This is a genomic window from Leisingera sp. SS27, from assembly GCF_028368855.1.
In the GTDB taxonomy this organism is placed as follows: domain Bacteria; phylum Pseudomonadota; class Alphaproteobacteria; order Rhodobacterales; family Rhodobacteraceae; genus Leisingera.
The window spans coordinates 16,839-31,669 of sequence record NZ_JAQNCY010000016.1 but is presented as its reverse complement, the minus strand read 5'-3'; the positions used below and the strand labels follow the sequence as shown (position 1 = coordinate 31,669).

At 53.1% G+C, this 14,831-nt stretch carries 14 protein-coding genes; 4 read left to right on the top strand and 10 right to left on the bottom strand.

Annotation, left to right across the window (positions count from 1 at the left end):
- Window positions 1–441: 441 nt before the first annotated feature.
- Entirely contained in the window at window positions 442–2,346 is a 1,905-nt protein-coding gene (locus N6L27_RS21390) for a sigma-54-dependent Fis family transcriptional regulator (RefSeq protein ID WP_271909459.1), read from the top strand.
- Here N6L27_RS21390 and N6L27_RS21385 read toward each other — a convergent pair whose 3' ends face one another.
- Together N6L27_RS21385 and N6L27_RS21380 are read right to left on the bottom strand one after the other, a co-directional pair.
- Entirely contained in the window at window positions 2,347–3,081 is a 735-nt protein-coding gene (locus N6L27_RS21385; protein ID WP_271909458.1) for an SDR family oxidoreductase, read from the bottom strand.
- Window positions 3,082–3,100: 19 nt separating this feature from the next.
- Window positions 3,101–5,467, bottom strand: coding sequence for a transketolase (locus N6L27_RS21380; RefSeq protein WP_271909457.1), 2,367 nt, complete (start codon window positions 5,465–5,467; stop codon window positions 3,101–3,103).
- A gap of 134 nt (window positions 5,468–5,601) precedes the next feature.
- Between N6L27_RS21380 and N6L27_RS21375 the strand changes: the two genes are divergently transcribed.
- A complete protein-coding gene (locus N6L27_RS21375) occupies window positions 5,602–6,075 on the top strand; it encodes an Lrp/AsnC family transcriptional regulator (protein WP_271909456.1) in 474 nt (157 codons plus the stop codon).
- 272 nt (window positions 6,076–6,347) lie between these two features.
- Here the strand turns inward: N6L27_RS21375 and N6L27_RS21370 are convergent, their stop codons facing one another.
- The 8 genes from N6L27_RS21370 to N6L27_RS21335 form a co-directional block, all read right to left on the bottom strand.
- On the bottom strand, window positions 6,348–7,136 hold the full coding sequence (locus N6L27_RS21370) for a ThuA domain-containing protein (RefSeq protein ID WP_271909455.1): 789 nt from the start codon (window positions 7,134–7,136) through the stop codon (window positions 6,348–6,350).
- A gap of 22 nt (window positions 7,137–7,158) precedes the next feature.
- On the bottom strand, window positions 7,159–7,827 hold the full coding sequence (locus N6L27_RS21365) for a haloacid dehalogenase type II (RefSeq protein WP_271909454.1): 669 nt from the start codon (window positions 7,825–7,827) through the stop codon (window positions 7,159–7,161).
- Window positions 7,828–7,855: 28 nt separating this feature from the next.
- On the bottom strand, window positions 7,856–8,485 hold the full coding sequence (locus N6L27_RS21360) for a glutathione S-transferase family protein (RefSeq protein WP_271909453.1): 630 nt from the start codon (window positions 8,483–8,485) through the stop codon (window positions 7,856–7,858).
- A 47-nt stretch (window positions 8,486–8,532) separates the two neighbouring features.
- The gene (locus N6L27_RS21355; RefSeq protein ID WP_271909452.1) at window positions 8,533–9,216 is read right to left on the bottom strand and encodes a glutathione S-transferase family protein; all 684 of its coding nucleotides are present in this window, start codon (window positions 9,214–9,216) and stop codon (window positions 8,533–8,535) included.
- A gap of 4 nt (window positions 9,217–9,220) precedes the next feature.
- The gene (locus N6L27_RS21350) at window positions 9,221–9,766 is read right to left on the bottom strand and encodes a thioredoxin family protein (RefSeq protein ID WP_271909451.1); all 546 of its coding nucleotides are present in this window, start codon (window positions 9,764–9,766) and stop codon (window positions 9,221–9,223) included.
- Between the two features lie 64 nt (window positions 9,767–9,830).
- Window positions 9,831–10,892, bottom strand: coding sequence for an L-dopachrome tautomerase-related protein (locus N6L27_RS21345; protein ID WP_271909450.1), 1,062 nt, complete (start codon window positions 10,890–10,892; stop codon window positions 9,831–9,833).
- A gap of 78 nt (window positions 10,893–10,970) precedes the next feature.
- Window positions 10,971–11,993, bottom strand: a complete 1,023-nt coding sequence (locus N6L27_RS21340) for a haloalkane dehalogenase (RefSeq protein ID WP_271909449.1) — start codon at window positions 11,991–11,993, stop codon at window positions 10,971–10,973.
- Between the two features lie 72 nt (window positions 11,994–12,065).
- Entirely contained in the window at window positions 12,066–12,635 is a 570-nt protein-coding gene (locus N6L27_RS21335; protein WP_271909448.1) for a carboxymuconolactone decarboxylase family protein, read from the bottom strand.
- A 212-nt stretch (window positions 12,636–12,847) separates the two neighbouring features.
- On the opposite strand from N6L27_RS21335, the gene N6L27_RS21330 reads away from it, so the two are divergent.
- On the top strand, window positions 12,848–13,435 hold the full coding sequence (locus tag N6L27_RS21330) for a TetR/AcrR family transcriptional regulator (RefSeq protein ID WP_271909447.1): 588 nt from the start codon (window positions 12,848–12,850) through the stop codon (window positions 13,433–13,435).
- Window positions 13,436–14,146: 711 nt separating this feature from the next.
- Window positions 14,147–14,827 carry a hypothetical protein gene (locus N6L27_RS21325; RefSeq protein ID WP_271909446.1) on the top strand — a complete coding sequence of 227 codons (681 nt, stop codon included), beginning with the start codon at window positions 14,147–14,149 and terminating at the stop codon, window positions 14,825–14,827.
- Window positions 14,828–14,831: the final 4 nt, after the last annotated feature.

Sequence of the window (14,831 nt, the reverse complement as noted above, 5' to 3'; positions counted from 1 at the left end):
GAAAATGAGGTTGACGGAGTGCCTTGCATTTATGTCGAGCGTTTGCGCCCCCTGATACTGTCTCATTCTTGAGACAGGTTGTTTCGGCATTGAACCATCCTTCAGATTTTCGCCTATTACCTTGTAATTATAACATTTTACTGACCTGAAGGCGAAGCTGAGCAAGGGGGAGGGGGCGCGTAAAACTGTCTCAGAATTATGGGACGCCCAGGCCCTAGAGAGTACTTGTTGCCTGTCTCATTCAAACTTTCTACCAACTGTAAAAGGCGAGTGAGCAGCTTAAGGCTGCGTTGTTCGGCTTGGGAGGAAATCGGACCAGTACCACTTGAGGATGTGTGTGTCTGTCCAAAACGATGAGTTTCTCAAGAGCCGATATTTGAGCGGTGTTAATGAGGTTCGATGCCTCCAGTCGCTGCTCCAATTCTTTGGGAGGATTATCAAATGCTGGATGAAGCCGTTGCCGATGCCGTGGATCTTTCGAAGCTTCGTTGCGAAATTGATCATCGATTGAAACATTATTCAAATGCAAAAATGAAGCGGCTTTCCAACTACGAAGTCCAGGTGCGCCGGAAAGCGGTCGAACACTATCTTGGAGGGTGCAGGCCCGTTATCGAAACGCTGCGTACGCTGTCAAATGCCGCTGGTTACTGCATGCTGATCGCGGACAGTGATGGCGTGATCGTGAAAGAATTCAGTGACAGCGTCGATGCTCAACAGCTGTCCAACAAAGGTCTCAAGTGCGGTGCAATGTTCGATGAAACACGCGCCGGTACCAATGCGATTGGATTAAGCAAAGACCTGGGCAGGACCGTTACCGTTTCCGGTAGAGATCATTATTTCAAACTCTTTGAGTCATTTTCATGCACCGCCGCACCGGTTTTGGATGAGCTCGGTAAAGTCGTGGCGGTCATTAACTTGTCAGGGCATCATGACCGGAACACCTCGAATGCGGAGTTTGTGCGGTATGTTGTCTCGCATGCTGCTGCCCAGATTCAAACCTCGGTGTTTCGTCGCGCGCATGACGAAAGTTTGCTCATTCAAATTCGTGAAGGGTCGGAGGCACCCCCGAATTCGCTCCTTGCCGTCAGTGAAGATGGCACAATCGCCGGTGCGACGCATGTGGCAGCCAAGATTGTCTCAGGCTTGACGCCCGCAGACCTGAGCGGGCGCGACGTCAATGAATTTCTTAACACGGATATCGAAGCATTAATTCCCTCGGTTGGCAGGACACAGTACATTGAATTGAACAACCAACGAACCTGTTTCGCAACACCTCAACACATTCCGACGTCATGGCAGATTGCAAGATCCGGAAGGAACAATCTTCCGACGAAGGTTACGTCCAAATCGGGCATAATGCCTTCGGTAAAGATTGCGCAAGGCTCGGATCTGCGCCGCCTTGTCGGCAACGATGCAAGGATGCGAAACAATCTAGAATTGTCAGAGCGCATGCTGCTCAATGGGGTTCCGCTGATGCTGAATGGCGAAGCCGGGACAGGTAAGGTCTCGTTTGCGCGTGCGTTGCATGAACGTACTCAAAACACGGTCGGAGCGCCAATACTGATAAATTGTGCTGTTATCAGCGTCGAAGACCTTGAATCCGAATTGAAGAAGTTTCTTGCGCCGCCTGACGATAGCGAAAGTGATCCGTCTTTGGCTGGCGGTACGTCGACGTTGATCCTGCGCGAAGTTGGAGAACTCCCGCTCGAGCAGCAGGCAACGTTGTTTGCCACGCTGGCATCTGACATGTCAGCTGACCTTGGATTGGAGTCGGCAATAGACGCCAGAAAGCGGATCATTTGCACATCAAGTTTGGGTGTCCAAAAGTTGCGGGACAGGGGAAGTTTCAAACCCGAACTTTTGCACTTAATTAATGGCGCCGCCATCCAAATCCCGCCTCTACGAGAGCGCACGGATCTGGAAGCCATTTTGAATGAACATCTGGCCAGGTTTGGCGGCGGGGAGTTGACGATTTCCAGCGACACCCGAGATCTTCTGCTGAATTACAATTGGCCTGGTAATCTTTCAGAGATGGTTAGCGCTATCCGATATGCCGCAGTTTCTTGTGTAAGCGGTATTGTTACTTTGGATCATCTTCCATCGGAAATTGTGTTTGTTCCCAATACGTTTACGACAGGAATCTGCTCAGAAACCCTGCCGCCGAGACGCGTGGCATCAACACAAACACTCAATGAAAGCCGTGCAGATGCAGAACGACAACGTATCACCCAGGCATTGGTCTCTGCGGGATGGAACGTCAGTCAGGCTGCTGAAGTCATTGGCGTTAGCCGTGCAACCATGCATCGGAAAATGAAAAGCCATGAGATAGAACGACCAGCGGCCTGACTAGCCACGTCCGACAAAAGGCATCGTGGTTGCCATGATTGTCATGAATTGCACATTCGCCTCTGGCGGCAGTGACGCCATGTTGACAATAGCGTCCGCGACATGAGCAACGTCCATGACTGGCTCTGCCTTTAGGGTCATGTCTGCTTGGGGCACGCCCTCCGCTATTGCAGCGGTCATATCGGTCGCGGCGTTGCCTATGTCGATTTGACCGCACGCGATGTTAAAGCGCCGTCCATCCAAAGAGACGGATTTGGTGAGACCGGTTATGGCGTGCTTGGTGGACGTGTAGTGGGCTGATCCTGGACGCGGAGAATGAGAGGAAATCGAACCGTTATTGATGATCCTGCCGCCTTGTGGCGTTTGGTGGCGCATTAACTTGAAAGCCGCTCTGGCGCAAAGAAATGCCCCGTTCAGATTTACAGCTACGGTAGTTTTCCAATCGGAATAAGGTATCTCATCAATGGTGTTCCCAGGTGCAAAAGCTCCGGCATTGTTAAATAGCAGATCCAGATGACCAAACATCTCGGAGACAGCCATGAACGACTTTTCCACAGCATTTTCGTCTGAAACATCGGTCGGAAGAACAAGTGCTGCCTTGTGCCCGGCAGCTGTCTCTTCCAATGGCCCCTGACGTCGCCCAAAGAGGGCAACCTGATAGCCAGCATCAAGCAATTTGCGGCTTGTAGCCCGGCCAATTCCGCTTCCCGCTCCAGTTACAATTGCGACTTTCATTTTTGACCTCCTGTAGAGTTTAAAGAATTTGGCGGCCTGATGTCAGGCCATTGGCCTTTGCAACGATGGACGCGGCATCAATGCCAAAATGCCGGTAGAGATCAGAAATGGCGCCGGTCTGCCCGAAATGCTCTACCCCAAGCGGAATCGTTTTGTGACCGCTCACGGCGCCAAGCCAGGATAATGTCGCCGGATGACCATCAATCACAGTGATTAGCGAGCAATGGGCCGGAATGTTGTCCAAGAGACATTCGATATGGCTCACCGCATCCGAGTTCCCGCGAGCGCGTTCACGTTGCGCAGCGGTCCATCCCGCATTCAAGCGATCTGCGGACGTGACGGCCAGCACTCCAACGTCGCGTCGCCCTTGTGCAATATGGCCTGCAGCCTGAATCGCCTCTGGTGCCACAACACCCTGGTAAGCGATAACGACTTCACAGTTCGGCCCGGGTTTCCGCAGCCAGTATGCTCCGTCGACAGCGCCTTGTTTGAAGGCGTCATCGACACGCCGGCCAGGCTGTTCAATCGGGTTCGTAGAGAGGCGCAAGTAGACGGATCCACCAGTTTCATCGCGCAGCCAGGTGCGTTCATCCGGGTCGCCATCGCCGTTTCGTTGCATGTAATCGAACGCCCAATTCATGATAACGCTCAATTCATCAACAAAGGCCGGTTCGAAAGATGCTAGGCCGTCTTGGGACATTCCGATTAGGGGAGATCCAATGGACTGATGTGCGCCACCTTCTGGCGCAAGCGTGATGCCCGAAGGCGTACCCACGATCATAAATCGCGCGTCCTGGTAACAGGCATAGTTGAGGGCATCCAATCCCCGTGCGACAAATGGATCGTAGACGGTGCCGATTGGCAGCAGGCGTTTGCCAAACAGCGAGTGCGACAGTCCAGCAGCGCCCAACAACAGAAACAGGTTCATCTCGGCGATGCCCAATTCGATATGTTGACCATCCGGCGTGAACTCCCATTTCGCTGTGGATGGGATCTTTTCGTTGATGAATGTGTCAGCCAATTCGGTGCGCGCAAACAGTTTTCGCCGGTTGACCCAAGGGCCCAGACTTGTGGTTCCTGTTACATCTGGAGAGGTTGTTACAAGCCGGTCTACAAGAGAGCTGTCTCCTTTGGACAGCTCATCAAGAATTTTGCCAAATCCCGTTTGTGTCGAGATTTCCTTCTCCGAGTTCACCGCGATGTCTGGAACATCCAACTGCTCATCGGAATAGCGCCTCGCGCCTTTCTCGTAAAACGGGACTGTGTCAAGAAAGGCCTGCAAGGCCGCAGGGTCCGCAACGGTCGCGAGCGGTTCCCATTCTTGCCCGTCCGGCACACCCATGTCTTTTTGCCAGGCGGCCATCTGAGCCTTTGTCATCAGGCCTCCGTGATTGTCCTTATGCCCAGCGATTGGCGTTCCCCAACCTTTCACGGTGTAGGCCAGGAAGCAGGTAGGGCGATCATGATCGATACTTGCGAATGTCTCGGCCATGGTCTCTACGCAATTGCCGCCAAGATTTTCCATCAAAGCAGCCAGTTCGTCGTCAGTGCGGCGTTCGATCAATGCGGAAACATCGCCTTGATCACCGAGATCGTTGATCAGGCGGTCGCGCCAAACTGAGCCCCCCATGTAAGTCAGCGCAGAATACAGTTGATTGGAACACCCATCGATCCACGCGCGCAACTTGTCCCCTCCGGGTTCGGCAAAAGCAGCACGTTGCAGGTGGCCGTGTTTTACGAGTACGACATCCCACCCAAACGTATCAAAGATCTTCTCGATGCGTTGAAACAACCCTTCGCGGACGATGCCATCAAGGGATTGACGGTTGTAGTCGATGATCCACCATGTATTTCGGAGATCGTTCTTCCAGCCTTCCTGAAGGCATTCATAGATGTTGCCTTCATCCAACTCAGCGTCGCCAACCAATGCCACCATTCGTCCCAACGGGAGATCTTTTCCCCAAGACTTAGCCTTCACATAGTCTTGGATGAGCGATGCAAAAGATGTGATCGCGACCCCCAAGCCAACAGAACCGGTGGAAAAATCGACATCATCTATATCCTTGGTTCGAGACGGATAAGATTGCGCACCCCCGTAGCCTCGAAAATTCTCGATCTTTTCGCGGGTCTGTAGCCCCATCAGGTATTGCATCGCATGAAAAATCGGCGAGGCATGGGGTTTTACAGCCACCCGATCCTCCGGCTTTAGAGCTGAAAAATAGAGGGCTGTCATGATCGAGACCATTGACGCTGATGAGGCCTGGTGCCCGCCAACCTTGATACCATCCGCCTTGGGGCGAATGTGGTTAGCGTTGTGAATCATCCAGTGTGAAAGCCACAGCAGGCGTTGTTCGATTGTCTTCAGATGTTGTGCATGAGCGGTCATTACGGGCCTCAACTTGTTTTGCTACCATCTATCAGCTTTGCTGTGAGGGAGTCCCTGCTAATTCCCTAGTGGGAATGGGTATCTGTAGCGAAATCACCTACAAATTTCCGGAAACATGGTGTAAGTGTGCAAGTATGGACGAATTTGACAAAAGAATTCTGCGTAGTTTGCAGGCCGACGGCCGTATGTCGGTAAACGAACTCAGCGAGCAGATAGGACTAAGCCCAACACCGGTCTCCCGGCGTATCAAAAACCTTGAACAGTCGGGGGTTATTTCCGGTTATGCAGCCGTGATCGACGAAGCCGCCCTTGGGTATGAGGTTTCGGTCTTTGTTTCTGTTCAGCTCGACAAACAAATTGATGAAGCGCTTGTAAAATTCGAGACAGCACTCGAAGACCTAGACGAGGTCGTAGATTGCTGGTTGATGACCGGAAACAGAGATTATCTGCTTCGCGTTGCAACGACGGGCCTCAGAGATTTTGAAAAATTTCTGGTTGGTCGTCTAACCAAGATAAAGGGCGTGGCCTCTATTGAGTCATCCATTCCTTTGCGCCGCGTAAAGGCCGGGCAGAGCCGCGTACCAAGATTGGCCTCTCAGAGTGAATAACGACACATCTTTCTGGTGCGCCGCTTCATATCAGGACTGGAGGATTGGCCAATAGGTTATCGTTCGTTCTAAGCTAAATGATCACATCGGCGCTCTACCTTTTGCGGAACAAGATTGCTCATGGAATCACCAATCAGCGAAGCGCAAAATCCGCGGCGCTATTGATAAGTGCGATATCAAAATCACTGGCGAAGCGGTTGATGTCGTGCATTAACCGCTTCTGTTTTTGAAGCTTTATGAGTACGATTGTCTCAGCAGCGATCCCTTCACCGTCAGATCGTGGGGTTGTCGGACTTCGCCCAAAGAACACTGTTGGCAATAAGCCGCAAAAAGTTCTGATCTGAGTAGACTTTTGGACCATGCCCGATCTGCAGATATGCGATTGGGGCGTTTCGTGCCAACTTGGTCCAGCCAATCAAATTCGAACCCCTGGGGTGATCCTGGAATCCGATGCCACCGTGGTGGAATTTGTCTGCGGTAAAGCTGAAATCGCTTGAAAGAAGCGGGTTCACCTCGTCCTCCAATACGGCATACATATAGGCTTCATCGTTCAGGTCGAACTGAGGTGCCAGCCCGGCGACAATCGGGTGATTTGGGTTCTCCACGGTGATGACCTGCGGCACCCGGAACCGGTACCCTGACCCCGGATATTTCTTGCCGCCCAATTCACCAGGCAGGAAGTGGAAACGGCCGCCCAGTAGTTCTGCAAATTCGGGCCAGGTGGGCCAAGCGGCAATCGCGTGATGCAAAAATAGCATGGGTTTTCCGGCGTCAAGAAGAGACAGGAACCCTTCTTTGTATTCCGGTGATGGATCGTAATGCGCGAAGGGCGGGTTTGATCCGGTAAAGATTACACCTGGCATATCGTACCAGACGATCACATCATATCTTTCAGCGCGTTTTACATCCATCAGCGCTTCGGCTGCAGGTTGTTCAACATGAGTCCAGTTGATGTAGATGTCCGGCCCTGGGCGGCTCAGGGTGTCGATCATTTCAAAGAATGGTTCGCGTTCAAAAATGTGCCCTTTGGTCACGAGCAGTGCTTCAATTACAGTCGGCATTTGGGCCTCCTACTGGGGTTGTTTAGGTGCTGGCAGCCGCCAGTTCCGTGAGTGATTTGATGATTTTCGTTGGCCCGTGTTCCCAAGGGTCAAACAAGGCCGACGGTTTGCGTTGCACCCAAGCCGTTTTCCAGCCGCAGGAGGATGCTCCGATAATGTCAAAAGGATTGCTGGACACCAGCCAGGTCGTCTCGGGTCGGGATCCGGTGACCGTGTTGAAATGAGCATAGACGTCCGGGTCGGGTTTGAAACTCTTCACAGTCTCTACGCTGATGATGGATTGGATCTGTTCACCAATTTCTGCATGGGCCAAGAGGGCCGCAACATCTGATGCGGTTCCATTGGAAAAAGCATGCAGCGTTGCGCCATTGATGTTTAAGTCGTGCAGCGCATCGGGCACATCGTCGAAGGCATCCAGTGTACGGTATTTTTCCATCAGATCGGTCTTGATGTCTTCGCTCAGCGTCTCGCCGAACGTTTGACATGCAAAATCAAGCGCGGCGCGCGTGACATCAGGAAAGGGTTTGTAGGCACGCATCAGACCCCGGCGAAAGCTGTATTCCAGCTGTTTGCTGCGCCACAGCTCCGCCAGGTAAGGAGCTTTATCACCGACATAAAGAGCCAGCTGATCACCAATTCCCAATGGGTTTATCAAGGTGCCATAGACATCCAGCGCGTAGGTCGGCTTCATTGCGTTTCTCCTGTGGGGTAGGGGCCAGTTAGGCCTGTGCGCTTGGGCGGGAAGAGACGCGATTGCGCCATTTGGTGATATTGCCCAGGGCTTTGGGAACAGCGATTCCGACATATTCGGCAAAATCGATCGCGCACATTGCGGTGATGTCGGCAGCGGAATAGTTCTCACCGACGACGTAGTCTGAGCCAGCCAGATGGTTGTCGAGCCGGGCATAGAAAGCTTTCACGCGGTCCGTCCCGCGATCTGCCAGGGCAGGGACTTGCGGTGTGTTGTCAGTCCCGGGGATTGATCGGTTCTCGAACGCTGGATTGCTGTTGCGCAGAACGTCTGCGGTTGGCGCAAACGCATCGCCTTCGATCTGCCGGATCCAGGATTCGATTTGCGCTTTCGAAACTGCATCCTGGCCATATAGTGCGGGCTCCGGATTGGTTTCTTCGAAATAGCGGCAAATCGCGCTGGTTTCATCGATGATCGACCCATCATCGAGCTGTACAGTTGGCAGAACTCCTCGCGGGTTGATCGCCAAGTAGTTGGACTGAAGGTTTTCGCCCCCCATGATGTCAATCTGGACTTTCTCAACATCTATGCCTTTTTCAGCAAGAAATACGCGGACACGCCGAGGGTTGGGTGCGCCTGTCATATCAAACAGTTTCATTGGTTTTTCCTGTGTCTTGGTGTGGCTTGGACCCTGAAATCCAGGGCCTAAGCTGTCACCATCTTTTTCGTGGATTCAGCGGCGGCGGATTCTTCCTCCGGCGCATTGTAATTCGTGGCATGGGGCACCGCGGCACCGCGGATCAGAGCGGGCCGTGCTTCCAGCTGGTCCAGCCAACGCTTGAGGTTTTCGAACTCGTCGATGCTGACGCCAGCCCAGTTATGGATACGGGCCCAACTCCAGTTCGCGATATCTGCAATCGAATACTCACCGGCCAGGAACTCATTGTCGGCCAAGCGCGAATCCAGAACACCATATAGCCGACGGGTTTCGTTCTGATAGCGGTCGATCGCGGTCGGAATTTTCTCGTCCATATAGCGATGGAACACATTGGCTTGTCCCTGCATCGGACCAAGGCCGCCCATCTGGAACATCAGCCATTGCATGACCTGCGATTGGCCTTTGACGTCGGTTGGCATCAATCGGCCGGTTTTTTCCGCCAGGTAAACCATGATCGCCCCGGATTCAAAAACCGCTAAACCATCTTCGTCGTGATCGACTATCGCGGGAATTCGTCCATTGGGATTGATCGCAACATAGGATGGATCCTTCTGGATGCCCGTCGTGATGTCGATGGGCTTGAGGCTGTAAGGCAGGTCCAGCTCTTCCAGCGTCGCAGAGGCTTTCCAGCCATTTGGTGTCGCCCAGGTGTAAAGATCGATGTTTGTCATGGTCTTAACTCCATTTGATTGAGCAGCCCATGGACGGGATCTGCTCGCTTGGGCCTTCACCGGTTTCAGCAATCTGCTGCATGGCACTGACCAGTTCGCGGGTACGGTTTTTGGGGTTACCCATCCGGGCATCGTCCAGACGTCCGCGATATTGCAACTCGCCATCTTTGTTGAAGCCAAAGAAATCAGGTGTGCAAACAGCACCATAGGCCTTACCGACCTTCTGACCTTCATCAACCAGATAGGGGAAGGTCCAGCCGTATTGTTGCGCGAATTTCGGCATGTATTGCGGGCCGTCAACGGGCACATAGCGATAGTCGTTTGACATTACCGCCAGAACATTGATGCCTTGTTTCATCAGCGCTTTGGTGTCGTCCGCCAAACGATCGCCAATGGCTTGCACATATGGACAGTGGTTGCAGATGAACATGACCAAGAGGCCTTTTTCACCAAGGTGCTTGCCCATTGTGAAGGATTTGCCATGAGCGTCTTTGAGCGTGAAGTCGGGTGCTTTCCAGCCGAAATCGCAGACAGGGGTATCGAGAAGCATTGGAATTTCTCCTTTGGTTTCAGGTATTGCGGAACGTGTTGATGTATCGCTTAGCGGTCCAATCTCAGTTTTCGTCTTGGATGCGCACCACGAGATACGGAGGTTTGCCGCCAGCCGAGCCGCGATTTAGTGGCGCCGCTTTGTGTAGCTGGTTTGCCGTAACGATAAGATCGCCATTCTTGTCGATATCGAGCCCGTCAGGCCAGACGAGACGTGGATCTTTGCTGACGAGGCGGCGCTCACCGTTTTCGAGAGCCTCGATGGCACCGGTGTCGACATTGGTCAGGAAAACGGTTTCACCGGAGACGGCGATGCCATCTGATGTTTCCTTTTCACCCACGGTAACAACAGCCGCCGCGATTTCGTCATCGCTCTTGTCGAAATCGCCCAGGATCTCCGCGGGTACGCGATAGACCGGACCCGGAGTGATTGTCGAAAAATAAACATAGGATGCTGTTTCATCAATCGCGATCGGGTTGAGTCCAAGCGGTACAGGCTGGGACACGCCATCCGCCCCGGTAAAGGTCATCTCCTCGCCCCCCGCGCGTTGCGGAGCATCCAGCTTGGGCTGAAAGATCGCGGCACCTTCCAGCAGGCGACGGGTTGCACCGGTTTCCAGATCGATGACGACAATGGCGGGCTCGGACAATCCAACAAGATCGCCACGGCTCATATCTGCGATAAAGGCGCGTTTGCGTCCAAGATCAATCGCCAGATCCTGAAAGAATGGATTGGCTCCTGTGCCTTCCAGCGGAATATAGTGGACCGCTGTCAGAGCGTTTTCGGGAACCGACCATCCCAGTAGTTTCGGGCTCTGGGCATCGCCGCCCATGTCCAGCATCCAAATCACACCATCACTGGTGGACGAGATGCCGATGACATTGACGAAGCTCGACGAAATCTCGGGCGTGGGGAATGGGGCAAGTTCTCCGTCGCGATCAAGGCGAACAACCTTGAATTCTGGCGCATCGAACGGGTGCATCGAAAGATAGATTTCACCATTTGGGCCCAGGGCGGGATTTCCGGGTCGTTTGCCCAATTCTGCGATCACCTCGAAATTTTCGCCGTAGGCGGGCAGGGTGAGGGCGAGCAGGGCCAATATAGAAGCTGTCAGAAAATGTCTCATCGGTTCTTACCTAGTTCAGAGGATACGCTGATCTGGTGCTAGCCCGGCGCAAAGGCGTGCGCCGGGCCTGAAGTGAGCTTAGAGGCCTTCTTTAACTTCCAGACGACGATACCAATCCGAAATCGCGCGCCCGATGGCGTAAGGCTGGTCTTCCTGCACGTAGTGCAAGCCATGGCCGATATAGACTGTCTCGATGTTCTGGGCCCGTTCAGCCCAGTAATCAGCAGCCGCTTCGGGCGAGGTCGCACCTGGCGAGGCGTACAAGAACAGCCACGGGATACTGGTCTCTTCCAGGAACTTATTATAGTTGCCGATGATCTCAGTCGTAGCGGCGGGCTCACCGGCGATCGGAATCTCATTTGGCCACTGGTTTACCTGGATCCGGGACTGTTCAGTTTGGAACGGTGCCTGGTAGGTATGCAGCGCTTCTTCCGCCAGCGGACGGTCGATAAATGCCTCGAGAATTCCGCCATCGCTCAGCCAGGCATTATCCTCAATCAGGAGTTTGCGGCCATTCTCCGGGTCGCGCACCCATTTGAAGAAATTGCCCAGTTCCTCGGGCATCGCCTCATAACTGGCTGCCGGCAGGATCGGAGCCAGCAAGGATTCCATCGTCACGATGCCCTTGACGTTATCAGGATGCTGAGCCGCATAGTGCAAGCCAAGTCCTGAACCCCAGTCATGTACAACCAGCGTGATGTTTTCGAGGCCAAGCTCTTCGACAAAGGCTTCGAAATGCTCGTAATGATCAAGGAAGGTGTAATCCAGTTCGGGCTGATCTGATTTGCCAAAACCGATATTGTCGGGGGCGATGATCCGGCCTTTACCTTCTACGAATGGCATGATGTTACGCCACAGGTAGGACGATGTTGGCTGTCCGTGCAAGAACAGGATCGGATCGCCCTCACCTTCGTCGACATAGGCAATTTTTGAGCCCAGGATTTCGACGAATTTGTGCTCGTAAGGGAATTCTGAGGAAATCTCCGTCGGCGGAATTTTAAAGCCCTGGTAGGGGCTTTCGTCCTGCGCGAAAGAAATCATGGGCAGCAGCGTGAGGGCGGCCGCTGTGGTGACAGTAAGCAGGGGGAACGGGAGTCTCATAGGAATTGTCCTGTGTTTGAGGTTTGATGGGCGGGCCTGCCGGGGGGAGTAAACAGACCCGCCCTGCCGCGTTTATTCGGCGGCCTGTTGTGCAGGTGCTGACCATGCATTCGGAGCAAACGCCGCGTCGACGTCGGTTGAGGCGACATGGTTCGTGTAGTTCGACATGACCTTCAGGCTGGTGCCCAGGATCACTTCGAGAACAGTCTGACGCGTATAGCCAGCAGCAAGGAATACGTTGACCTGCTCATCCGTGGGCCAGCCACGGCTTTCGTTGATTACGGCTGCGAATGTCCGCAGAACTTCCAACTTGGTGTCGGCAATTGGTGTGTTGTTGCGCAAAGCGTCAATGACATCGGCAGGTACGTTGGCCATTTGCGACAGCGTGGTATGGGCTGCCATGCAATAGACACATCCGTTCAGACGGTTGTTTGTCATCAGGATGATCTGACGCTCGGTTTCAGTCAGGTCGGTTTTGTCAAAAATACCTGCCAGGGTCATGTAGCCTTCAAGCATTGCAGGGGCTTCGGCCATTGTTCCCAGAAGGTTAGGGATGAAGCTGAATGCCTGCTCAGCACCCTCAAGAAGAGGTGCGGACCCAACAGGCGCTGTGGCGACGGTATGCGTTGTGAAGTCAGTCATTGGACGTTCCTTTGGTTGGAAGTGATTGTTTAAACCATTCGGTATAAACTCATCTAGATTGTTTAAACCGATTGGTCAAGACTGTGCTGTGAACTTTTTTGGAGTTGGCCGGAACGTGCCATTCCAAGCGCCACTCCCAAGACGTCAAAAGTATTGACTGATCGGTCTAAACAGGCTAAATACGGTGAACTTGAATATTGAGGCGACTAAAAATGCCCTGGGAAAAATCTTTTGATATAGATGATGCGACCGACCGCGCTATGCGCGTTTTCTGGGCGAAAGGCTACGAAGCCACATCGCTTAGCGACCTTGTTGAAGGTATGGGAATCAACAAAGGCAGTCTCTACAACGCGTTTGGTAGTAAGAGGGCGCTCTTTGATCGTGCCATTCTTAAGTATGATCGCGAGAACCGGCAGGCCGCACTAGAGGACATCATAAAGATTGACGATCCGACTCAGGCTGTGCGGACGCTCTTCGACGGTCTGATCGCTGAAAGCATTGCCGATATGGATCGTAAGGGGTGTCTCCTGGTCAACACTGCGCTAGACCTTCCAAATCACGAGGGTGATATAAAAGAAGTTGTCACCTCTGCTTTTGGCGATTTCGAGAAGTTTTTTGCGAAACTCGTGCGCCGCGGTCAGGAGTTGGGTCAGGTATCCAAAGATATCAACCCAGAAGCAAAAGCAAAGGCGTTACTCACCCTAGTTGTTGGGTTGCGCGTGCTTGCGCGAGGCGCTTTCGAACCGTCTGACCTCTACGCGATTCGCGATGAGGCTCTTTCAGTGTTTGGCAAGTCATAGTCAAACGCAACCGGACCAAATCTGATAATTCTTCGGACGTCTAAAAAACGTCTGCAAAGAGTAATTCTGCACGCGCATACAGATTTCAGAAATCGTCTGGTAATTTCTTTTGTCAGCTACATAGTTCCACATCGGGCCGTTGGCCTCACCTGATAGCGAAAACGCGAATGCTCTATGTTCAGATGATGAAGTAGGTGAGCCAATTCGTGTCTCACGCTCGCTCAAATGAGACAGTTTTGAAGCACTCAGCAGACTGGGATCATTAACCTTTTATTCTCGGGATGGAACACGGCAGCATTGCATCGAGGAAATGGGAGGACAACAAGTAGCCATCGAATTGGGTGCTAACATTGTACAGTGAATAAGCACTCAAAAGCCAACGTGTTAAGAATGCCATTGAAACATTGTCATCGGCACCTGTCCAAATTTGGGACTGCCATTTGACAGCTGTGTTGCCCGGGTCAACCAACCGCTGGATCTTGGATGGATACTTGGAGTGCAAAGCTCGCTCATCTGCGCGATGCAATGAGTCTGACTGCTGAGCGCGCACGCGCAAAGTTTGCACTCAACTACAGTCTCTGCGCTGTCAGGGCCTGCGGCTGATTTGTCCTGCTCTTCCACCGAAAGCTGAACTTCCCGGAGGGCCGGGATGGCGAAACGAGGGATGTGCAAGGTGACAACAAATATCACCATTTTAGAAGGCCAACGGCCATGATCGCAGCTGGTTTCAAGACCGCGTCAGACGGTTTCGCGCGAGAGGCGGCCTTATTGCATATGGGCAAGCCGTCGCTTTTGTTCTGGCAATCTGACGAGCCCACGTTGGTGCAGCCAACAAATCGCAGTGATGGCGGCAATATCTCCACGCTTGCGAAAAGCGCAGGTTGGACTGTTGTGCATCGCGAGGGTGTCGAAAAGTTCGAGGCCCAAGGGCCAGGGCTGATGAATATGGCCATGGTTGTCCCGTACCCCGACAATTTCGAAGCTGGTACAGGGTGCCGCATTGTCTTCGATACGATTGCCGAAGCGCTCAGACGGTTTGAGATCGACTCGGAAATAGCGATCAACGAAGACGCACCCGAAAGGGTGGTTTTAGACTTTCTGTCAAACGGACAAAAATTTGGATGGTTCACGCAGCAATCATCCGTCACCCCGAATGGACGGGTAGCTCTGCTGCGCGCCACCATTCACGTCGACACATCGCCTTTTGCGACTCTGGCTAAAATCGAAGAGGCCATGACATCCAACAGGACAGGAGCGGCCCGGCACCCTCGCATCGCGATGGATGCGCTGTTGGCCCCTGGCATGATGTTTCACTCATTTCTTGGTGCGCTGGCAAGGGCGGCAGAGGACCGTCTGACCGCGCTTGTTGACCAGAAAAAATTGGCGGCATGACCGT